The organism is Pseudomonas sp. B26(2017) (assembly GCF_002113045.1).
GTDB lineage: Bacteria > Pseudomonadota > Gammaproteobacteria > Pseudomonadales > Pseudomonadaceae > Aquipseudomonas.
Map to the genome: position 1 here is coordinate 263,542 of NZ_NEJJ01000005.1, position 24,643 is coordinate 288,184.

Consider the following 24,643-nt stretch of genomic DNA (forward strand, 5'->3'; position numbering starts at 1 on the left):
ACCATGCCCCGCGCTGTCCTTGCGCTGCTGATGCTGGTCGCCCTGCCCGTCTGGGCGGCGGCACCGAAAGACCTGACCTGGTCGGAGATGATCCCGCCGGACGCGGCGCCCGAAGTGCCGAACATGACGCCGCTGCATGACCTGTCGAAGATGGGCGATGCGCTGTCGGCCGAGTCCGCGCCAGCGGCGAAACAGGACATGCCCAACGCCCCGGTAGTGCAAAGCCTCGACGGCCAGAACATTCGCCTGCCGGGCTACATCGTGCCGCTGGAAGTCAGCGAAGAAGGTCGCACCACGGACTTCCTGCTGGTGCCGTATTTCGGCGCCTGCATCCACGTGCCGCCACCGCCGTCGAACCAGATCGTGCACGTGAAAAGCGAACTCGGCGTGAAGCTCGATGAGCTGTATCAGCCGTACTGGGTCGAAGGGCCGTTGCAGGTCAAACCGTCCACCAGCGAACTGGCTGACGCCGGGTATCAGATGGAAGCTGACAAGATTTACGTCTATGAGCTGCCGGAGTAAATCCGGTCATTCTGTACTGTTTGGCCCATTGTCTTCGCGAGCAAGCTCGCTCCCACAGTTGACCGAGCTCTAATGTGGGAGCGAGCTTGCTCGCGAAGGGGTCGGCAAAGGTTCCACAAAAAAAACGCCCATCACTGTTTCATTGAGCTGAGTCAAAAGACCGTATCAGACGGATTCGTACCATAGGACATCAAACATTTTTAACGTCCTTTGGGAGCTTCCATGAACAAGTCCTTGCTCAGCGCCTCGCTGTTTGCCCTCGCGCTCGCAGCCCCGCTCGCCCACGCCCACGAAGCCGGCGACATCATCGTTCGCGCCGGTGCGATCACCGTCAACCCGAAGGCCGACAGCTCCAGCGTCAAGGTCGATCAGGGTCCGCTGAGCGGCGCCAACCTGGGCGGCAAGGCGACCATGAGCAGCGACACCCAACTGGGTCTGAACTTCGCCTACATGCTGACCAACAACATCGGTATCGAGCTGTTGGCCGCCTCGCCGTTCGAGCATGACGTGAAGATCAAGGGCACTGCCCTGCCGGCCGCCAATGGCAAGCTCGGCACCCTGAAACACCTGCCGCCGACCCTGAGCGTCGTCTACTACCCGCTGGATGCGAAGTCGGCCTTCCAGCCGTACATCGGCGGCGGCATCAACTACACCTGGATCTACGACGAGCACGTCGGCAGCGAAGCCCAGTCCAACGGCTTCAGCAACTTCAAGGCGAAAAACTCCTGGGGCCTGGCCTGGCAGGTCGGCGCCGACTACATGCTGACTGACAACATCATGCTCAACGCCCAGGTGCGCTACATCGACATCGACACCCGCGCCACCGTCGAGAACAACGCCGTGGCTCCGGGCACCCGTGCACGGGTGAATGTGGACGTTGATCCCTTCATCTACATGGTTGGTCTAGGCTACAAGTTCTGAAGAACGTTCACGTGGTGGTGAATGAGGCTTGGTGGCGGGCAGCTCAGAACTGACGGCGATGTTACGCCATCGACCGGGGAGCAAGCTCCCTCGCTACAGGAAACAGGTTTGAAACCCGAATTCCGGCCGTGAAAAAGGCGCCTGTCAAAAGGCGCCTTTTTCATGTCTGCAAGAAGCTCAGCGGCCGAGCAGACGGGCCAGGCCGACGTTCATCGGCGTTGGTGTCGGGCAGTTGAATCGCTCAAGCAACCGGCGGTTGTTCGCCCGCGAATGGCGGATGTCACCGGAGCGCGCCGGGCCGTAGCTGACGGGCGGCAACTCGCCGACCACCGCTTCGAGCGCGGCCAGCATCTGCTTGAGATTGGTCGCCTGATTCCAGCCGACGTTCACCGCACCGACATCCACTTGCGGCTTTTCGATTGCCTGCACCAGCACATCGACCAGGTCTTCGACGTACATGAAATCCCGGGTCTGCTCGCCATCGCCGAATACGGTGATCGGCAGGCCTTTCTGCGCGCGCTCGCTGAAAATGCTGATCACCCCGGAGTACGGCGAGGACGGATCCTGGCGCGGACCGAAGATGTTGAAGAAGCGGAAGATTGCCGGTTCCAGACCGTGCTGACGGCGGTAGAAATCGAAGTACTGCTCGCCGGCCAGTTTGTCCGACGCGTAAGGCGTCAACGGCGCCTTGGGCGTGTCTTCGTCAATCGACTCGCCTTCGCCATTGTTGCCGTAGACCGCTGCGCTGGAAGCGTACAACACGCGCTTCACACCGGCCTCGCGCATGGCTTCGCAGACGTTCAGCGTGCCGATGAAATTGCTCTGATGAGTCTTCACCGGATCATCCACCGACGCCTGCACCGATGCCACGGCAGCCAGGTGCGCGACTGCGCTGCAACCTTCCATCGCTCTGGCGACCAGCGCCGCATCGGCGACGTCGCCGACGATCAGCTCGACCCTGGGATTGTCCAGCGGCAGATTGCTGCGCTTGCCGGTCGACAGATCATCGAGGATCCGCACCGAATGGCCCTTGGCAAGCAGCGCGTCAGTCAGGTGCGAGCCGATGAAACCGGCACCGCCGGTGATTAAAACAGGGCCTTCAGCCATGACGATAAAACCTATCCAGTAAGCCCGGGAGCGCGGCACGCCAGGCGCGCGGCTTGATCCCGAAGGTGTGCAGAATTTTCTTGCAGGCGAGCACCGCGTGTTGCGGCTCTTCGGCAGCGTCCGGCCGCGCGGCGTGGGCCTGGGCGGTCGGGGATTCGATGGCCAGCGGGTGCAGGCTGCGCGCTTCGGTGAGAATCGCTTGGCCCAGCGCCAGCGGTGTGGTCGCCTCGTGGCCGGCGTAGTGGTAAGTGCCCCACAGCGGCGCGGCGCAATCGAGTTGTTTGAGCACCGAGATGATCACTCGGGCCGCATCGTCGACCGGGGTCGGATTGCCACGACGGTCATCGGCCAGCAGCAATTCTTCCGGCTGTTCGGCCCGGGCCAGGAAGCGCCCGAGGATGCCTTCCGGGCTGTCGTCGAGCAGCCAGCCGAAGCGCAGCAGCACGTGTTGCGGGCAAGTGGCCCGTACGCTTTGCTCGATTCGCCACAACGCCTGACCGCGCAGGCCCAACGGCACCGGCTCGTCCTTTTCGCTGTAGGCGGTGGCGCGGGAACCGTCGAACACCCGATAGCTGGAAGGCTGCACCAGCACAATGTTGTGGTGCTGGCATAGTTCGGCCAGTCGCTCGATGGCGCGTTCCTGCCCGGCCAGACGGGTTTCGCTGACGGTCTCGGCCTGGAACCAGTCGAAATAGTAGGCAAGGTTGATCAATGCATCGGGACGGGTGTCGTCGAGCAATTGGGTCAGGCTCGCGGCATCCCAGCCGTCTTCGGGCGGGCGGGGGGCGAGGAAACCGATGTCTTCCTCTGCACCGAGGCGAATCAGCGCCTGCCCAAGGGCATTTCCGCCGCCCAGTAACATAAGGCGCATTCGCATAGAGTCAGCAGGCCCAGTCTGATTGGAACGATGGCTTTGGCGACGATGCCTGTGGCAGCGTCGTCGATAATTGCCGGAATCGTTGCATTTTGCGGGTTTAGTGCGCAACCGTCACCCGTAAAGTGTAGATCCCGAGCGGTACTTGCAACTTCGCCCGCCCACCCGCATAACTGAAACCATGAATTTGCCCCTTCCCACGGACGCGGCGCTGGCAGGCTTTCACCCCGCCGTCAGCGCCTGGTTCAGCAGCACCTTCCCGACGGTGACGGCCGCCCAGGCCCGCGCATGGCCGTTGATCCGCCAGCGCCGCTCGACGCTGATCGCCGCGCCCACCGGCTCCGGCAAGACCCTCACCGCGTTCCTCGCCGTGCTCGACGATCTGGTCCACCGTGGCCTGGAAACCCCGGACGGTCTGCCGGACGAAACCCTGGTGGTCTACGTTTCGCCGCTCAAGGCGCTGTCCAACGACATCCGCATCAACCTGCAGAACCCGCTGGCCGGGATAACCGAGCAGTTGCGCCAAATGGATCTGCCGCCGCTGGAAATCACCACCGCCGTGCGCACCGGCGACACCCCGCAGAAAGAGCGCGCCGCCATGCGCAAGAGCGCGCCGCACATTCTGGTGACCACCCCGGAATCGCTCTACGTGCTGCTGGGTTCGGATTCGGGGCGAAAGATGCTCGGCACCACGCGCACGGTGATCGTCGATGAAATCCATGCCATCGCTGCCGGTAAACGAGGCAGCCACCTGGCCTTGAGCCTCGAACGCTTGCAGGCCCTGTGCGCCGAACCGCTGACCCGCATCGGCCTGTCGGCCACGCAAAAACCGATCGATGCGGTGGCGCGGTTTCTGGTCGGTCATGAGCGCCCGTGCGAAATCATCGACATCGGCCACGCGCGCCCACGGGATCTGGGCATCGAAGTGCCGCCGGTGCCATTGTCGGCCGTGATGGCCAATGACGTCTGGGAACTGGTTTATGACCGCCTCGCCACACTGGCTCGTGAACACCGCACCACGCTGATTTTCGTCAACACCCGGCGCCTGGCCGAACGCCTGAGCCGGCACCTCAGCGAACGCCTCGGCAAACAGGCGGTGGCCGCGCACCACGGCAGTCTGGCCAAGGAGTTTCGCCTCGATGCGGAACAGCGGCTCAAGCGCGGCGAGCTGCAAGTGCTGATCGCCACCGCGTCGCTGGAACTGGGGATCGACATCGGCGAAGTCGACCTCGTCTGCCAGATCGCCTCTCCGCGCTCGATTGCCGGTTTTCTGCAACGGGTCGGCCGCTCCGGGCACCAAGTCGGCGGCACACCCAAGGGGCGCCTGTTCGCCACCACCCGCGACGACCTGATCGAATGCGCCGCGCTGCTCGACTGCGTGCGCCGGGGTGAACTCGATACGCTGCACATCCCCGAAGCGCCGCTGGATGTGCTGGCGCAGCAGATCATCGCCGAGGTCAGTTGCCAGGAATGGGCCGAGGACGATTTGCTTGCGCTGTTGCGACGGGCCGAGCCCTACGCCCGCCTCGACGAAAAACATTATCAGGCGCTGCTGGCGATGCTCGCCGAGGGCTACAACGGCCGTCAGGGCATGCGCAGCGCCTATCTGCACCACGACGCCGTCAGCCGAACCCTGCGCGGACGACGCGGCGCCCGGCTGACCGCCGTCACCAGCGGCGGCACCATCCCCGACAACGCCGACTACAGCGTATTGCTCGAACCCCAGAGCCTGAACATCGGCAGCGTCAACGAAGACTTCGCCGTGGAGAGCATCGCCGGCGACGTGTTCCAGCTCGGCAACGCCTCCTATCGCATCCTGCGGGTGGAAACCGGCAAGGTACGGGTCGAGGACGCCCAGGGTCAGCCGCCGACCATTCCGTTCTGGCTCGGCGAAGCACCGGGGCGCAGCGATGAATTGTCGGTGGCCGTGGCACGCCTGCAAGCACAGCTCGACGAAATGCTGAGCGCCAGCCCCGGCAATCTGCAACCGGCCCTCGACTGGCTGACCGCAACCCTGGGACTGGATCTAGCCAGTGCCGAACAGCTGGTCGATTACCTGGCCCGTGCCCGCCTCGCCCTCGGCGCCTTACCGTCGCGAGACACGCTGCTGATGGAACGGTTTTTCGACGAGTCCGGCGGCACCCAACTGATCATTCATTCGCCGTTCGGCAGCCGTATCAATCGCGCCTGGGGCCTGGCCTTGCGCAAGCGCTTCTGCCGCACCTTCAACTTCGAATTGCAGGCCGCCGCCAGCGAAGACGCGATCGTGCTGTCGCTATCCACCAGCCACAGTTTCGAACTCGACGAGGTCTGGCGTTACCTGCACAGCAACAGCGCCGAGCACATCCTGATTCAGGCGGTACTGGATGCGCCGCTGTTCGGTGTGCGCTGGCGCTGGAATGCCGGGGTGGCGCTGGCCCTGCCGCGCTACACGGGCGGGCGCAAAGTCGCGCCGCAATTGCAGCGGATGAAAAGCGAAGACCTGATCGCCAGTGTGTTTCCCGATCAGATCGCCTGCCTGGAAAACCTCGCCGGCGAACGGGAAATCCCCGCGCATCCGCTGGTGGAACAGACCCTCGACGATTGCCTGCATGAAGCGATGGACAGTGAAGGCTGGCTCGAACTCCTGCGGCGCATGGAGCGCGGCGAAGTGCGCTTGATCGCCCGCGACCTGCCGGCGCCCTCGCCGCTGGCGGCGGAAATCCTCAGCGCCCGGCCCTACACCTTTCTCGACGATGCGCCGCTGGAAGAACGTCGCACCCAGGCCGTGCTCAACCGCCGCTGGAGCGATCCGCAATCCACCGATGACCTCGGCGCACTGGACGCCGATGCGATCGAAGCCGTGCGCGAAGAGGCGTGGCCGACGCCAGACAGCGCCGATGAAATGCACGAAACATTGATGAGCCTGGCCTGCATCAGCGACCGCGAAGTCGAGGCCAATCCGCCGTGGCGCGGTTGGCTGAATGCTCTGGCCGATACCGGGCGAGCCTGCCAGTTGCAGATCAATCCCAAGCATTCACTGTGGCTGGCGAGAGAACGCCTGACGTGTCTGCAAGCGCTTTATCCACAGGCGCAATCGGCACTCCCCGCATTACCCGGTTTCGACAAAGCATGGACGGCCGATGACGCACTGGTCGAAGTGATCCGCGCGCGGCTCGGCGCATTCGGTCCTTTACCACTGGCGGCGATTGCCAAGCCGCTGGCCTTGATGCCGGCCTCTGTTCATCAAGCCCTCGCTCGACTGGAGCACGAGGGTTATGTGCTGCGGGGCCATTTCACGCCGGGATCGACCGTTGAGGAGTGGTGCGAACGACACCTGCTGGCACGCATTCACCGCTACACGGTCAAGCGTCTGCGCCGGGAAATCGAGCCGGTGGCGTTGCAGGATTTCACGCGGTTTCTGTTCGACTGGCAGCATTTATCCGCGTCCACTCGGGGTCAGGGCAGCACCGTGTTGCCGGCGATTGTCGGTCAGTTCGAAGGCTATCCGGCTGCCGCATCGGCGTGGGATAGCGACATCCTTCCAGCGCGGCTCAAGGACTATTCACCGAGCTGGCTGGACGATCTGTGCCGCAGCGGCAAACTGGTATGGACGCGCCTCAGCGCCCGGCAAAACATCAGCGGCACGGCATTGCGCAGCACACCGATCGTGTTGCTGCCGCGCAGTCAGGTCGGCTTGTGGAGTGCACTGGCCGAACAGACGCCGCTCAGCGAACTGTCGCCCAAGACCCGAAAGGTTTTCGACGCGCTGAGCCAGCACGGCGCGCTGTTCTTCGATGAGCTGATTCATGAAGCGCACCTGCTGCGCACCGAACTGGAAATCGCCTTGCAGGAACTGGTCGGCGCCGGTCTGGTGAATGCCGACAGTTTTGCCGGGTTGCGGGCACTGATCACCCCGGCGAGCAAGCGCCAGCAGCGCAGCAGTCGACGCGGACGGGGGGCATTTGTCGGTGGCATGGACGATGCCGGGCGCTGGGCGCTACTGCGTCGCGGGCCGGTTGTGGAAAACCGTCAAACAGCGTCGCCCGAAACCCTCGAGCACGTCGCCATGACCTTGTTGCGGCGCTATGGCGTGGTGTTCTGGCGCCTGCTGGAGCGCGAGGCCGACTGGTTGCCGAGCTGGCGCGAACTGCTGCGTACATTCCATCGACTGGAAGCACGGGGCGAGATTCGTGGCGGGCGGTTTGTCAGCGGTCTGGCGGGCGAGCAATTCGCCCTGCCCGAGGCGATTCCCCTGTTGCGCGAAGTCCGCCGTCGCCCACATGACGGCAGCCTGGTCGCGGTGTGCGGCGTCGACCCGCTGAACCTCGCCGGCACTTTGCTGCCGGGGGCGAAAGTGCCGGCGCTGGCGAGCAATCGGCTGGTGTATCGCGACGGGTTGCCGGTCGCTGCCGAGGTCGCGGGCAAGCAGCAGTTCTGGGTGGAGCTGGACTTCGCCGCCATGAACGAAATCCGCAACAAGCTGACCCGTCACTGAGTCCGCGCCTGCTCCGGCAACACCACCGATGAATGCGCCGCAGCCACCTCTTCCTCCTGGCGCTTGGGCAACAAAACCTGCTGTGGATAAGTCTGCGCGAAATGCACCCAAGGGCTGTTATCCACAAGCTTTTTCAAACGCTGGTTGAACGCGCGGCTCACCGCGTATTGCCCGCCCGACACCGTGCGGAATTGCGCAGTCAGCACCACGCCGTTCAGGTCCATTTTGTCCACGCCGAACACATCCAGCGGCCCTTGCAGGTTGTACTTGAGGAACGGGTCTTCGCGGATCGAATCCCCCGCCTCGCGGATCAGCTCGATGGCCTTGTCGACATCGGTGTCATAGGTGAACTGCACCGAGAAAAACGCGAACGCAAACTGCCGCGATTGATTGGTCACCGCCTTGATCTGACCGAACGGCACCGAATGCACGAAGCCCTTGCCGTCGCGCAGGCGCAGGGTGCGAATGGTCAGGCCTTCTACCGTGCCGGCGTGCCCGGAATCGAGCACCACCCAATCGCCGATCGACAGGGTGTCTTCGATGATGATGAACAACCCGGTGATGACGTCCTGCACCAGTTGCTGCGAGCCGAAACCGATAGCCAGGCCGACCACCCCGGCGCCGGCCAGCAGTGGCGCGACGTTGATCCCGAGATTGGCCATGGTGGTGATCGCACAGATCACCACCAGGATGATTTTGATCGCATTGCGCAGCAGCGGCAGGATGGTTTTCACCCGGGTGCTGGGCTGGCGCGCCGAGCGCTTGCTGACCGGTGGTTTCAGCGCTTCCTGAATCGCCGTGTCGAGCACCACCCACAGCAGCCACGTCACGAGGAAGATCAGGCCGATGCTGCTCAGGGCATTGCTGATCGCCCGGCCGACCGTGCTGCTCTGCGCGAAGTCGAGCAGCGACACACCCCAGATCCGCCCGAGAATGTCGATGAACACAATCGCGATGACGATCCGCAGCAAAGCGTGCAACAGGCTGAGAAAGCGTTCCTTGTAGGCGCTGCTACGCTGGATCGCCTCGGCCTTGCGCGACTTGAACAGATGCTGGAGGACGGTGCTGAGAAACACCGTGCCGATCAACAGCACGGTGGTGAACAACGCGCAGCGCAGGGCCTTCTGGTTGTCCTCGCCGATGCCGATCAGATTGACCGCCGAGACCAGCACCATCAGCACGATCGGCCAGTACCAGAGCCCGGAAAAAATCCGCAGCGACTCCTGCAGCGACGGCTGTTTCAAGCGCTGGGCCAGCGAGCGATTGCGGATCAGGTGCGCCACCGGCCGACGCAGGCGAATCACCAGCAGACCGAAGATGATCGACGCCAGCAGACCGGTGAACACGGCGATGCTGCTGGTGATGTTGCCGCCCAGTTGCCGGGCGATCTGCGGGCTGGTGAGCGCGTCACTCAATGCGGCGAGAAAGCCGATCAGGAACAGCGGCTTCGGGCAGTAGTCGCGGATGATCTGCACGGCGCGACGTTTGTGGCCGACGTTGAACATCATCACCACGCACAACAGCATCGACGTGGAAAATATCCCGCTGCTGGTGGCATAGGCTAGACACAGCGCCAGCGCCCGGCCGATCGAGGCCGACAGAAAATGGCTGACGTACAGGGTCAACGGCAGGCAGATCAGCGCGGGCAACGTGTAGGGCAACAGGTAACCGATCAGGTCCTGACTGCGTTGCCGGGTGCGCAACCAACGCCCTTCCTGCAGACGCTTGGCCAGCAGGCTGCCGAGCACCGTCAATACGGCAAACGTGCCCAGCCAAACGCCGGAGAGCATCAGGAAATCCCCCGCCACGCCCCAGCCGGAGCGGTTCGAAGGTTGATTGACCAGCCTGTCGACTTCATCTGCCGCCCGGTCGGCGCGCAGGCGCCAGGCGTCGACCAGATGCTCGTTGAGATCGAGTTTGTCCTGCACGTCGTCGATGCTGGAACTGATGGCGCCGAGCAGTCCGCCCTGCACGATCGGTTCCGGTTTGGCCGGCTCTTCACTGGTCGCCGGAACACCCGGCAGGCTGGCGGCTTGCACTGCATTGCCGCCGAACAACAGCAATGCCCCCAATAGAATCGCGATCCTGAACCTGGTCAAAACGCAGAGCTCCCTTGGTTGAACCTGTAAAGAACTGATCGGTTTTGGCCCGGCAAGTTCGGTTTTGATCGTTCCCCCGCCCACTCCCCTTCACTGATCGTTCCCACGCTCCGCGTGGGAATGCAGCGAGAGACGCTCCGCATCTCAAAGAGCGGACGCAGAGCGTCCACGGAGGCATTCCCACGTAGAGCGTGGGAACGAACACCTTTTAGGGGGGATATTTGCGTCGCACGCAAATATCAAATGCCCCTCCCTGTATTTTTCCACCCCCACCAAACCCCGACACTGCGCTCCATTCAATCCCCCATCGGAGTGCCGTCATGCCCATTGCCCTGCTCGCGCTGACTCTCAGCGCTTTCGCCATCGGGACGACCGAGTTCGTCATCGTTGGCCTGCTTCCCACCATCGGCGCCGATCTCGGCGTCAGTCTGCCGTCCGCCGGTCTGCTGGTCAGTCTCTACGCTCTGGGCGTAGCCATCGGTGCGCCGGTGCTGACCGCCCTCACCGGCAAGGTCCCGCGCAAACTGTTGCTGCTGTCGCTGATGGTGCTGTTCACCCTCGGCAATCTGCTGGCCTGGCTGGCGCCGAGTTATGAATCGCTGGTGCTGGCGCGGATCGTCACCGGTCTGGCCCACGGCGTGTTCTTCTCCATCGGTTCGACCATCGCCACCAGCCTGGTCCCCAAGGAAAAAGCCGCCAGTGCGATCGCGATCATGTTCACCGGCCTGACCGTGGCGCTGGTTACCGGCGTGCCGCTGGGCACGTTCATCGGTCAGCATTTCGGCTGGCGTGAAACCTTCCTCGCGGTATCGGCACTCGGCGTGATCGCGTTCATTGGCAGCCTGCTGTATGTGCCGAACAACATCGCCCACAGCAAACCCGCATCGCTGTTGCAGCAATTGCAGGTGCTCAAGCAACCGCGCCTGTTGCTGGTGTACGCCATGACCGCCATCGGTTACGGCGGCTCGTTCATCGCCTTCACGTTCCTGGCGCCGATCCTTCAGGACATCTCCGGTTTCAGCGCCAGCACCGTCAGCCTGGTGTTGCTGGTGTATGGCGTGTCGGTGGCGGTCGGCAACATCTGGGGCGGCAAACTGGCGGACAAACGCGGGCCGATCAGCGCGCTGAAAATCATCTTTGCCCTGCTCGCCGCCGTGCTGTTCGCGCTCACCTTCACCGCCGGCAATCCCTGGCTGGCGCTGGCCACCGTGCTGGTCTGGGGCGCAGTCGCCTTCGGCAACGTGCCGGGCTTGCAGGTGTATGTGGTGCGTCAGGCTGAACATCACACACCGCACGCGGTGGATGTGGCATCGGGCCTGAACATCGCCGCGTTCAACCTCGGAATTGCCGGCGGTGCGTGGGGTGGCGGCTTGATCGTCGAACACATCGGCCTGATCCATACGGCGTGGATCGGCGGCCTGGTGGTGCTGGTGGCATTGGCTCTGACGGCGTTGAGCGGACGCCTCGATCGCCTGGGCCCGGTGTACGCCGAACCGGCAGAAGGCTCGGCCCGGATCGTCACCGGGCATTGATCCGGCACAGCCCGACCGTCCGTAATCCCGTCGAAACTTTCCCGAACCGCCCACAGTCATCCACAGACAGAGGCCGTATGGGGACTTTCGACGGGAGGGCGGCATGGCAACGATTCATATCGGTATTTCAGGCTGGCGTTACGCCCCGTGGCGCGGGGACTTTTACCCGAAGGGGCTGGCGCACAAACGCGAATTGCAGTTCGCCTCACGGGCGGTCAACAGCATCGAAATAAACGGATCGTTCTACGCCCTGCAACGGCCCGAACGCTATGCCCAGTGGTACGCCGAAACACCGGATGACTTCGTGTTCAGCATCAAGGCGCCGCGCTTCATCACCCACATTCGCCGCCTGCGCGATATCGAAAAACCCCTGGCCAATTTCTTCGCCTCCGGGGTGCTGGAACTGAAGGAAAAGTTCGGCCCGATCCTCTGGCAATTCCCGCCCAACTTCACGTTCGACCCCGAACGTTTCGAAGCCTTTCTCGACCAGTTGCCCCACGACACCCAGGCGGCCGCCGAGCTCGCCCGCCAGCACGATTCGCACCTGCACGGCCACGCGAGCATGAAGGCTTACAGCAAAAAACCGCTGCGCCATGCCGTGGAAATCCGCAACGACAGTTTCATCGACCCCGACTTCGTGCGTTTGCTCAAACGCTACAACACCGCGCTGGTGATCGCCGACACCGCCGGGAAATGGCCGTACCGCGAAGACCTCACCAGCGATTTCGTCTACCTGCGCCTGCACGGTGCCGAGGAGCTTTACGCCAGCGGTTACACCGACGCCGCGCTGCAACGCTGGGCCGAGCGGATCAACGCCTGGCACCATGGCCGGCAACCGGACGACGCCCATTTGATCGCGCCGCGTCTGATACCTCGGGCCCGTAAATCCCGTGAGGTTTTCTGCTACTTCGACAACGACATCAAGGTCCGCGCGCCTTTCAATGCCCGCAGCCTGTTGCAGCGTTTCGATCTGGATAAAAACCTCGAAACCATGCCAGGTGAGCCGGCCGCCGAAGGAGTACTCGCATGAGCATTCCCGAGCCGGTCGGCTTCACCGACGAACAGACCACAGTCATCAACACGGTACGCCGTTTCACCGTGCTGACGGTCAACACCCACAAGGGTTTCACCGCACTGAACCGGCGTTTCATCCTGCCGGAATTGCGCGAAGCGGTGCGCAGCGTGTCCGCCGATGTGGTGTTTCTTCAGGAAGTCCACGGCACCCACGAGCATCACCCCAAACGCTACGCAAACTGGCCGACGATGCCGCAGTACGAGTTTCTCGCCGACAGTCTCTGGCCGCAGTTCGCCTACGGGCGTAACGCGGTGTATCCGGACGGCGATCACGGCAATGCCGTGCTGTCGAAATTCCAGATCGTGCGCCATGACAATCTCGACGTTTCGATCAGCGGCCATGAAAACCGGGGGTTGCTGCACTGTGTGCTGCGCCTGCCGGAAGACGACCGTGAAGTGCATGCGATCTGTGTCCATCTGGGCCTGCGCGAAAGCCATCGCAACGATCAGTTGCGCCTGCTGCGAGAGCGCCTGGCCGAGCTGCCTGATGACGCGCCGGTGATCGTCGCCGGCGATTTCAACGACTGGCGCCAGCGCGCCGATGCCTTGCTTGAACCCTGTGGCCTGCGCGAAGTGTTTGCGGCGCATCACGGCAAACCGGCACGCAGTTTCCCCGCCCGCATGCCGTTGCTGCGCCTGGACAGGATCTATGTGCGCAACCTCAAGGCCAGTCAGCCAAAAGTGCTGGCGAACCGTCCCTGGTCTCACCTTTCCGACCACGCACCACTATCGGTGGAGATTGAACTATGAGCAGTGCACCGTTGGAGAAATCCGCCGTGGAGCCGGTCAGCATCACCCCGCCCGTACGCGAGCCGGGCACCGTCGATGTCGAGTATCGCTGGCAGGGCAACAACCGCGTCGAGCTGCTGGAAAACGGCGAGGAATTTTTCCCCCGGGTGTTCGAAGCGATGCGCGCGGCGAAAAGCGAAATCCTGCTGGAGACCTTCATCGTCTTCGAAGACAAGGTCGGCAAGGAGTTGCAGGAAATTCTTATCGATGCCGCCCGGCGCGGCGTGCGCACCACCGTCAGCCTCGACGGCTTCGGTTGTGGCGAACTGAGCGCCGGTTATCTGACCGCGTTGAGCGATGCCGGCGTGCATCTGCAGATCTTCGATCCGGCCCCCAAGCATTTGGGGATTCGCACCAACTGGTTCCGGCGGTTGCATCGCAAGATCGTGGTGGTCGACGGGTTGGTCGCGTTCATTGGCGGGATCAATTTTTCCGGCGATCACCTGGCCGATTTCGGCCCCGAAGCGAAGCAGGATTATTCGGTAGAAGTTCAGGGCCCGGCGGTGACCGACATCCATCATTTCGCCCTGCTGCAAAGCGGCCGACCGGGACGCGCAAGGTTTTGGTGGCAACGGCGTCGGCAGCGTCGCGCGGAAATGGCGTTCGATGATCACGACGGCCAGGTGCGTCTGGTGTTCCGCGACAACGACCAGCACAACACCGATATCGAAGACGTCTATTTGCAGGTGCTGCGCCGCGCCCAACGGCGGGTGGTGATCGCCAACGCCTACTTCTTTCCCGGCTATCGCCTGCTGCGCGAGATCCGCAACGCAGCCCGGCGCGGGGTCGAGGTGCGGCTGATTCTGCAGGGACAGCCGGACATGCTGGTGGCCAAACTCGCCGCGCGCATGACCTACGACTACCTGCTCAAGGCCGGTGTGCAGATTCATGAATATTGCGAGCGGCCGCTGCACGGCAAAGTGGCGCTGGTGGATGAAGAATGGAGCACCGTCGGCTCAAGCAATCTCGACCCGTTGAGCCTGTCGCTGAACCTGGAAGCCAACGTGCTGATTCGCGACCGAGCCTTCAATCGTCTGCTGTTCGAACGCCTCGAAGACCTCAGCCACAACCACTGCAAGGCGATGGACGCCACGAAGTCGCCACGCGGGCGAATCTGGCACATGACCGTGGGCTTTCTGGTGTTTCACTTCCTGCGGCATTTCCCGGCCATGGCCGGCTGGCTGCCGGCACACAAGCCACGACTCAAACCCTTTTTCCAGGCCTCCGGGAGGGATCCTTCATGAGCCATTCCGAAGCCCACGCGGCGGTGCATCCGGCACCGGCGGGCAAGTCCCGCTGGAGTCGCTGGAAACGTCCGCTGACCCTGCTGTTTTTTCTTGCGCTGATCGTCCTGCTGACGATGTTCGCCAGCCGTATCGAATGGGCCGAGGTGCTGCAAACCCTCGCCGACTTCAAGGTGCGCACGCTGATCATCGCCTCCAGCCTGACCTTGCTGAGCTTTCTGGTGTACGCCAGTTTCGACCTGATCGGCCGCACCTACATTCGCCAGGACTTGACCTGGAAACAGATCCTGCCGGTGGGCGTCATCAGCTATGCGTTCAACCTCAACTTGAGCGCATGGGTCGGCGGGATTGCCATGCGCTATCGGCTGTATTCGCGGCTCGGGGTGAGCAAAAGCAACATCGCCAAGATCCTCGGCCTGAGCCTGGCGACCAACTGGTTCGGCTACATGACCATCGCCGGCGTGGTGTTTGCCAGCGGGCTGGTACGCATGCCGCCGGGCTGGAAAGTCAGCAGCGGCGCGTTGCAGGGCATTGGTGTGTTGCTGCTGTTGGTGAGCGCCGGTTATCTGATCGCCTGCCAGTTTTCCCGGCGGCGCGAGTGGTCGATTCGCGGGGTGGAAATCAATCTGCCGTCGCTGCGCATGGCGGTTCTGCAATTGCTGCTCGGGGCGCTGAACTGGTCGCTGATGGCAGCGGTGATTTTCACGTTGCTGCCGAGCAAGCTCGACTACCCGTTGGTGCTCGGGGTGCTGCTGATCAGCGCGATTGCCGGGGTCATCACCCACATTCCTGCCGGGCTCGGCGTGCTCGAAGCAGTGTTCGTGGCGCTGCTGCAACACGAGGCTTCGCGCGGCAGTCTGGTGGCCGGGTTGCTGGCCTATCGGGCCATCTATTTCCTGCTGCCGCTGCTGATCACCGTGCTGATGTACCTGGTGGTGGAAGCCAAGGCCAAGGCGTTACGGATCGAGAAGAAGCCGTCCTGATTTTTTGTAATGGCTGGAGGCCCCTTCGCGAGCAAGCCCGCTCCCACAGGCGCAATGCATTCAAAATGTGGGAGCGCGCTTGCCCGCGAAGGCGTCCGAAGAAACACCACAAATCATGTGGACTGAATAATGCTCAACCGCTCGCCCACCACCATTTCGGTGATCCAGTCGACGAGAATCGAGGTGTAGGCCTGCTGCGAGGTCGGATCGCTCAGGGCGTGGTCGGCGCCGTCGATGATGCGGTGGGTCAGCGAGTGAGTCTGCTGGCACGCGGCGCGATAACTCATGATCGTCGCGTGAGGCACATAGTCGTCAGTTTCCGATTGCACCAGCAGCACATCCCCGGTGAATTGCGAGCAGGCGTGCAAGGCGCGGTTGCTGTCGGCACGCACCAGCGTGCCGCGATAATCGCGCAGGTCGGCCTTGTCCAGATCGCGCTTGGGCGTGTGCCATTGTTCGTCTCGATACAGCGCCGGCACTCGCAGCGCCAGCCAGCGTACCGGCCGCAGCGAGGTCAGGATCGAGGCGAGATAACCGCCGTAGCTGGTGCCCACCACCGCGATGGCCGAGGTGTCCAGCGCCGGATGGGCGAGCAGCCGGTCGTAGGCCGCCATCAAGTCACGCAGGTTGTCTTCGCGGGTGACCCGGCTCAGCGGAATGCCGGTGCCGCCAGTGTGGCCGCGCAAGTCGAACGTCAGGCACACGCAGCCCAGGCCGGCGATGCCTTTGGCCCGTTCCAGATCGCGCTCCTGACTGCCACCCCAGCCGTGCACGAACAACACGCCGGGGACTTTCGATTTGGGACTGAGGAACGTCCCGCTCATCTGTTCATCATCAATGTCGATTTGAATGCTTTCGCTTCTAGCCGTCATAGGATTTGACCGTTACGTATTTGAGGAGAAAGTCGCTGTTCTCGGCCGGGCCGCGATACACCTCGATGGCATCCGCCGGCAGGGCCTGATCGGTATAGGTTTCCACCGACGACACGCGGATCGCGCGCATCGAGGGGTCGTTGACGAAGCTTTGCAGCGCCGCCACTTCCGCGCTGCTGGCACCGCCCATGCGCCAGGACTGTTCGAGCACGCCGCTGCGCGGTCGGCCTTCACTGTCCAGGCCTTGGGCGATGTCGTAATTGCGCCGCGAAGCGTAGAAGCGCGGATAGGCTTCGTCCGCCGCCCGGTCGAACACCTGCGCCTGCCGGATCGCCAGACGCACGTCGTCAGCCAGATCCAGCTTTAGTAAGTCCTCATAGCCACCCTGTACCACCAGCAGGTTCGAGCCGCCGTACACCTCTTCGCCGTGGGCGTCCCTGGTCAAGTATTGATCACCGCAGTAACTCAACACTTTGTCGCCGATGAACGACTGCCCAACGCTGTGGGTGGTTACCTGACTCAAGTCCTGCTCCAGTACCACGCCATCGCGGAACAGTTTTTCAGCGTCAGGTCGGGCGAGAATTTCGTCGAACGCATCCAGGCTCTTGATCACTTCCTGTCCGCGCCCTGCACAGGCGTGAATCGGCTTGAGACGGATCGGCCCGCTGTACAAAAGATGTTCGGCGGCGGGCCGCGCATCTTCCAGCGCAAAGACGCTGAGCCCGTCCAGCACCACGGTGCGCACCCGCTCGGAAAAAAGCGGCGACCAGCCTTGCGGTGCATGAGCCTGATGGCTGCGCAAACCGTGGCTGATGGCTTTGGTGCAGATGAAGTCGTGCTCGACGAAACCGCCCCACAAATCGTCCGGGCCGCTCACGCCCAGTTCGCGAGCCGCCGCGCCGACGAGGGTCTGGGTCGGCAGCAGATAAGTATCCCGGCCGCGATGTTTTTCGGCGTCGTAACTGCCGCCAAACTTCAGGCCGAGGATCTGCGCCAGCCATCGCGCGAGGGCCTTGTTGGTCTGCACTTCATGTTGTGGCGCGCCGGGCCGAATCGAATGGGCGACGACCACTTTCCTGCGGGATGTCGGGGTCATGCGTCCCCCTTCCAACGGCGATTTGAATGTAGGTCAGAGGGTGCAGAGATCAGGCCAACGGGCGTTCAGTGGAAACATTCCGTTAATCAGCCACTTGGACACCCCGTGCTGGCACCGCGCCTGTTTCAATCTGCACGACTGCTCTGTCGGCTCCGGCATTTTGCACGACAGGCGGGTTTACTTCGCGACGGTCGGCGGCGGGCTGACGCCGAATCGCGTGCGGTATTCACTCGGCGCCAGCCCGGTGATTTTCTTGAACGTCGCGCGAAAAGCTCCCGGGTCCTGATAACCCACCGTCCAGGCAATATGGTCGATGGTGCCATTGGTGAACTCGAGCATTTCCCGAGCCTTGCCGACCCGCAGGTGCTGACAGTATTCGGTGGGTTTAAGACCGGTCGCCGCACGAAACCGCCGCAGGAAAGTGCGTTCCTCCAGGCCTGCGCGTTCGGCCATCGCCGTCAGTGAGACATCGGTCGCGCCATTGCCTTGCAGCCAGTGCTGAACCTTGAGAATCGCACCGTCGCCGTGATTGAGAATCGGCGCAAAATTGCTTCCGCACTCGCTTGCGCTGTCGCTGTGCTCCACCACCAGAAACCGCGCAGTGCTGCTGGCGATGCTCGGCCCGAGCAAGCGGTCCACCAGCCGCAAGCCAAGCTCGGACCAGGCCATCAGCCCCGCCGTGGTAATCAGGTCACCATCGTCGACAATCGGCGTGTCGGCCTTGAGCCTGATGTTGGGGTAACACTCGGCGAAGGCCTTGGCCGACGTCCAGTGCGTGGTCGCGCTGCGACCGTCGAGCAAGCCGCTTTCAGCCAGCAACCACGAGCCGACACAGACCCCACCGAGTGTCGCGCCCCGCGCATGTTGCTCACGTAACCAGGGGATCAGACCGGCCGGCATCTGTGCAGCGGAAAAACCGGCGATGGACGGTGGGATCAGTACCGCCAGCAAACCGTTTTCGGCACCGGGAAGGCTGTCGTAAACGCGCACGGGGGGCTGATCACCGTCGACCTGCCAATGACTGATCCGCAGCAGTGGCAGCTGTGCCGTCTGATGCTCGGCAGCGATCCGGTTGGCCACCCCGAACAGATCGGTCAGGCCATGTACCGCCGCCATTTGCGCGCCGGGATAGATCAGCACGCCGAGCTCCGCGACGATCCTTTCAGCAGCCATTGTCAGTTTTCCCCTGTGTATTGTCGGTGCGGCCAATCCTCGAAAACGTGGCCAGCACCAATACTGAATCCACACCCACCCATAACGTCGAGGACACACCCATGGCCAAGCAAGCGCTCATCGTAGTCGATATCCAGAACGACTACTTCCCCCAAGGCAAGTGGCCGCTGGCCGGCGCCGACGCCGCCGCCGACAACGCCGCCCGGTTGATCGCGGCATTCCGCGAGGCCGGCGATTCGGTGGTGCACATCCGCCACGAATTCACCTCGCCCGAGGCGCCGTTTTTCACACCCGGCTCCGAAGGCGCGAAACTGCATCCGAAAGTGCTCAACCGCGCCGACGAGCCGGTAGTACTCAAGCATTTCGTCAACTCGTTCCGCGAAACCGAACTGCAATCGATCCTCGACGAACAAGGCATCAAGGAACTGGTGGTGGTCGGCAGCATGAGCCACATGTGCGTCGACGGCATCACCCGTGCGGCGGCAGATCTGGGTTACACCGTCACGGTAATCCACGACGCCTGCGCCACCCGCGACCTGGAATTCAACGACCTGACCGTGCCTGCCGCCCATGTGCATGCGGCATACATGTCGGCGCTGGGGTTTGCCTATGCCAGCGTGGTATCCACCGACGAGTTCCTCGCCGCCAGCCGCTGAGCCCTGCGCGGACACACCCGGAAAAACCTGCGCCCGCCTCGTTGCGGGCGCTTTTGTTTGTGTGTCACAAAAATCTCACGCGTGAGCCATTGATGGCATTTTGATTTGGCTGTAGTGTCGCTCACGCGTGAGATGTTCATAACGGAGTCATCGCCATGAAAAGCCGCTCCCCCGCCACCAAGTCAGAGAGCCCAAAGGGAGTGCGCTCGACACCGTCCGCGAAAAAACCGTCGAGCTTCTACATGAAGCAGATGCGCGCGGGCCTGGCTGCCGCCGGTTATGTGAAACACGAAACTTGGGTGCTTCCGGAAAACCGGAGCTTGCTCAAGCAAATGGAGCAACAGCTACGCCAACCGATTCTGGCTGGCTCTTTCATGTCGGAGAATTACATGAGCGCAGGCAACAACTGGAACATCGATAGCCTCTACAACGCTTTCAAGGCGCTGGACGAGGTGGCTTCGCAAGAGATCACGCTGTCTCTGATCCAGAGCTCCGAACCCAGCCTCAAGCTGGAAATGAACGAATTCGGCGGTCTGCCGATTCACATCGCCCTCGCCGGTCAGCAGATCATCGTCGACACCGTGCTGGTGGACATCGATTCGATCACCGACGTGCGCGCTTTCAACGACGCCGTGCTGCGCAGCCGGGAAATGTTCCCGCTGTCGTCGATCGGCATCGAGACCATGCCCAACGGCCAGACCGTCTACAACATGTTTGGTGCACTGAGTGCCGATTCGAGCCTGACCAACGTGGTCACCGAGGTGAAAACCCTGGTCGACAACGTGCAGCGCGCCAGCGAAGCCTTCGAACACTTCTTCAAGTAATCAACAGGGAATATCCAATGACTCAGTCCATCTGGAGCAAGTTGTTCACCGCGCTGCGCGGCGGCGCCAACGAAGTCGGCGAAGCGATCGCCGACCAACAGGCCCTGCGCATCCTCGATCAGGAAATCCGTGACGCCGACAGCGCGCTGTCCAACGCCCGTCGCGAACTGGTCACCATCATGGCCAAGCACAAACTGTCTGCCGACCGCGTGAGCGAGTACGAAGCCAAGATCAAGGACCTGGAAGCCAAGGCCGTTTCCGCCCTGAACGCCGGCCGTGAAGATCTGGCACTGGAAGTGGCCGAAGCCATCTCGACCCTGACCAACGACCTGGGCGTCGAGAAAAAACAGAGCGACGAGTTCGGCACCTACGCCGACAACATGCGCAAGGACATCAACAAGGCCGAAGCGCGGATCAAGAGCCTGCGCCAGCAAGTGGACATGGCCAAGGCCCGTGAAAGCGTGCAGAAGGCTCAGGTCAGCGCTTCGATCGCCAGTGGCGGCGCCAACGGCAAACTGGAAACCGCTGTCGGCACCCTTAACCGTCTGCAAGCCAAGCAGCAGCAACGCGCGGCCGAGCTGAGTGCTGCCGACGAACTGGCCGATGCGTCGACCGGCAACGACCTGGATCGCAAGCTGCGCGAAGCCGGCATCACGCCGAACGAAGGCAGCGCCAACGCTATCCTCGAGCGTCTGAAGCAGAAGTCCGCCCAGTAACGGCGGCAAGAAAAAAGAAGGGCACCGGGTGCCCTTCTTTTTTGCCTGCCGGTTTGTCACGACGCCGGTACACTAGCGGCGTTTTGCCAACGAATACCTCCACCCGCTTCAAGGAATGTACCCATGGGATGGTTCAAAGATTTGCTCGGCACCAGCAACTGGCAGTCGGCCGCACCGGCGTCCAGGTCTGCCGGCGGCCCGCTCGGACTGGCGCAGGGCAAGGCGATCCGCTTCGACACGACCCTCGGCCTGTTGCTGGAGGGCAGCACCTCGGTACGGGTTCCCGACGCCCAGGCCATCTGGAGCGCCGGCTGGATCGACCTCGGTCAGTCGAACAAACTGCATCGCTACTACCTGAACGATGAAGAATTCTGGGTACAGGTCCATGTCACCGGTGACGACCAGATCGAGTCGGTGACGCTGTTCAATTACGTCAGCTATGTGACGGTCAACAGTAACGCCGAACTGCAGCGTCTGGCCGGCCCGAACAGCCTGATCGGCCTGCCGACCTATCGCCATGAAGGTGTCGAATACACCCGTGAATGGGGCACCGAACGCGGCCAGACCGAACTGGTGCCGCTCACCGAACAGGTGATCAACCCCGACGAGTCCTACACCATCAACCATCACTCGATGCTCTACGCCCGGGAAACCGGCCTGACCGATCGCCGCGAGCTCTTGCTGTTCTCCGTCGAGCAGGACGAAGAAGGCACGGTCAGCCTGAGCACTTCGCTGGGCATCTCGCTGTACACCACCGACTTGAGCACTATTTAAAAGGAAGTTTTCCATGCTGGAAGCGTTGTCCATTTCCCTGAACAAAGCCGCACTGGTCGGTTTCGTCGCCTACCTGATCGGCGCCGTGCTGCTGTTCATGCTGTTTCAGTTCGTCTACACCCGCGTCACGCCGCACAAGGAATTCGAGCTGATCCGTTCCGGCAACGTTGCCGCCGCCATCGCTCTGTCCGGCGCAATCATTGGCTTCGCGATTCCGGCGAGCAACGTGATCGCTCACTCGATCAACGTCCTCGACTTCGTCCTCTGGGCGGTGATCGCGGCGGTGGTGCAATTGCTGGCCTTCCTGGCGACCGGGCTGGTGCTCAAGGGCACGTCCCAGCGTATTGCCAACGGTGAAATCGCCTCGGGCATTTATGTGGCGGCGGTGGCGATCAGCGTCGGTATGCTCAACGCCGCATGCATGACCCCGTCCTACTGATCGGCAGGAAGCCTGAGATGAAACGAAGCAAGTACGTTCAACTGTCGCTGGCCGCTTCGGTGGCCCTGGCGATTTCCGCTGAAGTGGCCGCCCAGGAACAGCAACGCAACTTCCAGAGCGTCGAACAATGCGTCGACGCCGAAGTGGCACCGGATGTCTGCTCGAACGCCTATGTCGCAGCCCTGGCCGAGCACCGCCGTATTTCCCCGGCCTACGACGACAAGGCTGCCTGCGACGCGGACTTTGCCGCTGACTGGTGTCAGAAAAATTCCGCCGGCCGTTTCGTGCCGAAACTCGGCGGCTTCAAGGTGCCGCAGGACGGTGAGCCGGCGCAGAACCTCGATGCGATCGCCAATGCCCAGATGCCCGCCGGCGACGCCGCCGCCGTGCAGAGCAATCAGACCAGCACTTCGCACTCGTCCAGCGGTGCAGGCAACGGCTGGCTCACCGGATGGCTGATCGGCAATGCCATGAGCAACAACCGCGCGAGCGACTCGCGGCCGGTTTACCGTGAGCGCAATACCCGCCAGACCTACGACACCTCGACGCTGAACCGCCGCATCGAATCGGCGCCGAGCCGCAGCCAGCGGGACTACGACAGCGATTACCGCAAACCGGTCAACGTCGCTGCGTCCACCTCCCGTGGCGGCTTCGGCAGCCAGTCCAGCGCACGCAGTGGTTGGGGCGGCTGGGGCCGTTCGAGCAGCTGACCATGAAGAAGATCCACTGCGCCGAGCGCCACGACTGGAAACAGACTGCCGAAAGCCTCGGCTTTCTGTTTCACACCATCGACGACGAGCCGTACTGGGACGAGAGCGCCTACTACCAGTTCACGCTCGCGCAGATCGAGAACGATCTGGAGGATCCAACCACCGAGCTGCACGAGATGTGCATGGACCTGGTCGACCGCGTCGTGCACAGCGAAGAACTGCTGGATCGTCTGAGCATTCCGACGCCGTACTACGACATGATCCGAACGTCCTGGCTGGAAGGTCATCCGCATCTGTACGGGCGCATGGACTTCTCCTACAGCGGCAACGGCCCGGCGAAGCTGCTCGAACTCAACTACGACACGCCCACCAGCCTTTATGAGGCGTCGGCGTTCCAGTGGGGCTGGCTGGAGCAATGCATCGAGCGCGGGCTGCTGCCGCGCCATGCCGACCAGTTCAACAGCATCGACACCCGTCTGCACGAAGCCTTTGCCCAACTGAAACTCACGCGGCCGTTTTACTTCGCCTCGATGAAAGACTCGGTGGAAGACAAAGGCACCACGGATTATCTGCGGCTGATCGCAGAGAAAGTCGGCATCGAATCGCGGCATATCGACATCGAAGACATCGGCCTGAGCGCTGACGGTCGTTTCGTGGATCTTGAGGATCGCTGGATCCCGCACCTGTTCAAACTGCACGCCTGGGAATTCATCTTCCACGAGCCGTTCGGCGCGGCGATTGCCGGGTGCGACACCCAGTTTTTTGAACCGGCGTGGAAGTCGATCCTCTCCAACAAGGGCGCCCTGCCCCTGCTATGGGAGTTGCACAAGGGCCATCCGAATCTGCTGGCCGCGCACCTCGACCCGAATCCGGGCAGCGCGGTGCCCAAGGGCTGGGTGCGCAAACCGTACTTCTCCCGGGAAGGCGCCAACATCGAGTTGCAGACCGCCGAAGGTCTGATCGTCAAAGAGGATGGGCCCTACACCGATGCGCCCTTCATCCTGCAGGAATTTGCCCCATTGCCGAAGTTCGACGACAGCTACACGTTGATTGGCTCATGGGTGATCGGCGATCAGGCGGCGGGGATTGGTGTGCGGGAAGACAACAGCCTGATCACCAAGGATTCGAGCCGGTTTCTGCCACATCTGATTCTCGATTGAAAAACCTGCGCGCATGAAAAAGGCCCGTCGCATTCAGCGACGGGCCTTTTTTGTCTGGAGCGGATTCAGCAGCGAATCAGAACGGAATGTCGTCATCGAAGCTGTCGAAATCCGGAGCCGGTTGCGGTGCGGCCTGCTGCGGAGCCGGGGCCGGACGCTGCTGAGGTGCCGACTGCTGCGGACGCGGAGCCTGTTGGCGTGGCGCCTGCTGCTGATAATTGTTGCCACCGCCTTGTTGGTCGCCCTGTTGTGGACGGCCGCCGAGCAGTTGCATGGTGCCTTGCATGTCGACCACGATTTCGGTGGTGTAACGCTTGATACCGTCTTTTTCCCACTCACGGGTCTGCAGCTTGCCTTCGATGTAAACCTGCGAACCCTTGCGCAGGTATTCGCCGGCGATCTCGGCAACCTTGCCGAACATCGATACGCGGTGCCACTCGGTCTTCTCGACCTTCTGACCGGTCTGCTTGTCGGTCCACTGCTCGCTGGTCGCCAGACTCAGGTTGGTCACGGCGTTACCGTTGGGCAGGTAGCGTACTTCGGGATCCTGGCCGCAAGTACCGACCAGAATGACTTTGTTAACCCCACGGGCCATAACGTT

Annotated in this window: 22 protein-coding genes; 15 read left to right on the forward strand and 7 right to left on the reverse strand. The window is 62.5% G+C overall.

From position 1 onward, the window contains the following. The first annotated feature begins 3 nt into the window (after positions 1 to 3). Positions 4 to 522, forward strand: coding sequence for a DUF3299 domain-containing protein (locus CAF79_RS09950; RefSeq protein ID WP_085697691.1), 519 nt, complete (start codon positions 4 to 6; stop codon positions 520 to 522). A 222-nt stretch (positions 523 to 744) separates the two neighbouring features. Beyond that, a complete protein-coding gene (locus tag CAF79_RS09955; protein WP_085697657.1) occupies positions 745 to 1,443 on the forward strand; it encodes an OmpW family protein in 699 nt (232 codons plus the stop codon). 177 nt (positions 1,444 to 1,620) lie between these two features. Here the strand turns inward: CAF79_RS09955 and CAF79_RS09960 are convergent, their stop codons facing one another. Both CAF79_RS09960 and CAF79_RS09965 read right to left on the reverse strand, forming a co-directional pair. Further along, positions 1,621 to 2,550, reverse strand: a complete 930-nt coding sequence (locus CAF79_RS09960) for an NAD-dependent epimerase/dehydratase family protein (RefSeq protein WP_085697658.1) — start codon at positions 2,548 to 2,550, stop codon at positions 1,621 to 1,623. Further along, entirely contained in the window at positions 2,543 to 3,427 is an 885-nt protein-coding gene (locus CAF79_RS09965) for a sugar nucleotide-binding protein (RefSeq protein ID WP_085697659.1), read from the reverse strand. The genes CAF79_RS09960 and CAF79_RS09965 overlap by 8 nt, the downstream gene beginning before the upstream one ends. A gap of 178 nt (positions 3,428 to 3,605) precedes the next feature. On the opposite strand from CAF79_RS09965, the gene CAF79_RS09970 reads away from it, so the two are divergent. Beyond that, positions 3,606 to 7,901 carry a DEAD/DEAH box helicase gene (locus CAF79_RS09970; RefSeq protein ID WP_085697660.1) on the forward strand — a complete coding sequence of 1,432 codons (4,296 nt, stop codon included), beginning with the start codon at positions 3,606 to 3,608 and terminating at the stop codon, positions 7,899 to 7,901. Here the strand turns inward: CAF79_RS09970 and CAF79_RS09975 are convergent. Further along, entirely contained in the window at positions 7,895 to 10,000 is a 2,106-nt protein-coding gene (locus tag CAF79_RS09975) for a mechanosensitive ion channel family protein (RefSeq protein WP_085697661.1), read from the reverse strand. The genes CAF79_RS09970 and CAF79_RS09975 overlap by 7 nt on opposite strands. A gap of 320 nt (positions 10,001 to 10,320) precedes the next feature. On the opposite strand from CAF79_RS09975, the gene CAF79_RS09980 reads away from it, so the two are divergent. From CAF79_RS09980 to CAF79_RS10000, 5 genes are all read left to right on the forward strand, one after another. Continuing rightward, positions 10,321 to 11,532: an MFS transporter gene (locus tag CAF79_RS09980; protein ID WP_085697662.1), complete on the forward strand. Its 1,212-nt coding sequence runs from the start codon at positions 10,321 to 10,323 to the stop codon at positions 11,530 to 11,532. A 103-nt stretch (positions 11,533 to 11,635) separates the two neighbouring features. Next, on the forward strand, positions 11,636 to 12,562 hold the full coding sequence (locus CAF79_RS09985; RefSeq protein ID WP_085697663.1) for a DUF72 domain-containing protein: 927 nt from the start codon (positions 11,636 to 11,638) through the stop codon (positions 12,560 to 12,562). Further along, entirely contained in the window at positions 12,559 to 13,356 is a 798-nt protein-coding gene (locus CAF79_RS09990; RefSeq protein WP_085697664.1) for an endonuclease/exonuclease/phosphatase family protein, read from the forward strand. The genes CAF79_RS09985 and CAF79_RS09990 overlap by 4 nt, the downstream gene beginning before the upstream one ends. Beyond that, complete coding sequence (clsB, locus tag CAF79_RS09995; RefSeq protein ID WP_085697665.1) at positions 13,353 to 14,639, forward strand: cardiolipin synthase ClsB; 1,287 nt, start codon at positions 13,353 to 13,355, stop codon at positions 14,637 to 14,639. Before CAF79_RS09990 ends, clsB begins: the two co-directional genes overlap by 4 nt. Then, positions 14,636 to 15,622, forward strand: a complete 987-nt coding sequence (locus CAF79_RS10000) for a lysylphosphatidylglycerol synthase domain-containing protein (protein WP_085697666.1) — start codon at positions 14,636 to 14,638, stop codon at positions 15,620 to 15,622. The genes clsB and CAF79_RS10000 overlap by 4 nt, the downstream gene beginning before the upstream one ends. A gap of 113 nt (positions 15,623 to 15,735) precedes the next feature. Here CAF79_RS10000 and CAF79_RS10005 read toward each other — a convergent pair whose 3' ends face one another. The 3 genes from CAF79_RS10005 to CAF79_RS10015 form a co-directional block, all read right to left on the reverse strand. Continuing rightward, positions 15,736 to 16,494 carry a S9 family peptidase gene (locus CAF79_RS10005; protein WP_085688042.1) on the reverse strand — a complete coding sequence of 253 codons (759 nt, stop codon included), beginning with the start codon at positions 16,492 to 16,494 and terminating at the stop codon, positions 15,736 to 15,738. Next, entirely contained in the window at positions 16,484 to 17,590 is a 1,107-nt protein-coding gene (locus tag CAF79_RS10010) for a DUF3182 family protein (protein ID WP_085697667.1), read from the reverse strand. Before CAF79_RS10010 ends, CAF79_RS10005 begins: the two co-directional genes overlap by 11 nt. Before the next feature lie 177 nt (positions 17,591 to 17,767). Continuing rightward, positions 17,768 to 18,763 (reverse strand): GlxA family transcriptional regulator, encoded by a 996-nt coding sequence (locus CAF79_RS10015; RefSeq protein WP_085697668.1) that lies wholly within the window; start codon positions 18,761 to 18,763, stop codon positions 17,768 to 17,770. Between the two features lie 101 nt (positions 18,764 to 18,864). Between CAF79_RS10015 and CAF79_RS10020 the strand changes: the two genes are divergently transcribed. The 7 genes from CAF79_RS10020 to CAF79_RS10050 all read left to right on the forward strand — a co-directional run bounded on the left by CAF79_RS10020 (position 18,865) and on the right by CAF79_RS10050 (position 24,042). Next, positions 18,865 to 19,419 carry a cysteine hydrolase family protein gene (locus CAF79_RS10020; protein ID WP_085697669.1) on the forward strand — a complete coding sequence of 185 codons (555 nt, stop codon included), beginning with the start codon at positions 18,865 to 18,867 and terminating at the stop codon, positions 19,417 to 19,419. 155 nt (positions 19,420 to 19,574) lie between these two features. Then, positions 19,575 to 20,243, forward strand: coding sequence for a YjfI family protein (locus tag CAF79_RS10025; protein WP_007955624.1), 669 nt, complete (start codon positions 19,575 to 19,577; stop codon positions 20,241 to 20,243). Between the two features lie 17 nt (positions 20,244 to 20,260). Then, on the forward strand, positions 20,261 to 20,959 hold the full coding sequence (locus CAF79_RS10030) for a PspA/IM30 family protein (RefSeq protein WP_007955625.1): 699 nt from the start codon (positions 20,261 to 20,263) through the stop codon (positions 20,957 to 20,959). A gap of 123 nt (positions 20,960 to 21,082) precedes the next feature. Then, positions 21,083 to 21,733 (forward strand): DUF2491 family protein, encoded by a 651-nt coding sequence (locus CAF79_RS10035; protein ID WP_085697670.1) that lies wholly within the window; start codon positions 21,083 to 21,085, stop codon positions 21,731 to 21,733. Between the two features lie 13 nt (positions 21,734 to 21,746). Then, entirely contained in the window at positions 21,747 to 22,172 is a 426-nt protein-coding gene (locus CAF79_RS10040) for a DUF350 domain-containing protein (RefSeq protein ID WP_085697671.1), read from the forward strand. A 17-nt stretch (positions 22,173 to 22,189) separates the two neighbouring features. Further along, a complete protein-coding gene (locus tag CAF79_RS10045) occupies positions 22,190 to 22,882 on the forward strand; it encodes a DUF1190 domain-containing protein (RefSeq protein ID WP_085697672.1) in 693 nt (230 codons plus the stop codon). Between the two features lie 2 nt (positions 22,883 to 22,884). Then, a complete protein-coding gene (locus CAF79_RS10050; RefSeq protein WP_085697673.1) occupies positions 22,885 to 24,042 on the forward strand; it encodes a glutathionylspermidine synthase family protein in 1,158 nt (385 codons plus the stop codon). A gap of 76 nt (positions 24,043 to 24,118) precedes the next feature. Here the strand turns inward: CAF79_RS10050 and CAF79_RS10055 are convergent, their stop codons facing one another. Further along, a complete protein-coding gene (locus CAF79_RS10055; RefSeq protein ID WP_007966163.1) occupies positions 24,119 to 24,637 on the reverse strand; it encodes a single-stranded DNA-binding protein in 519 nt (172 codons plus the stop codon). Positions 24,638 to 24,643: the final 6 nt, after the last annotated feature.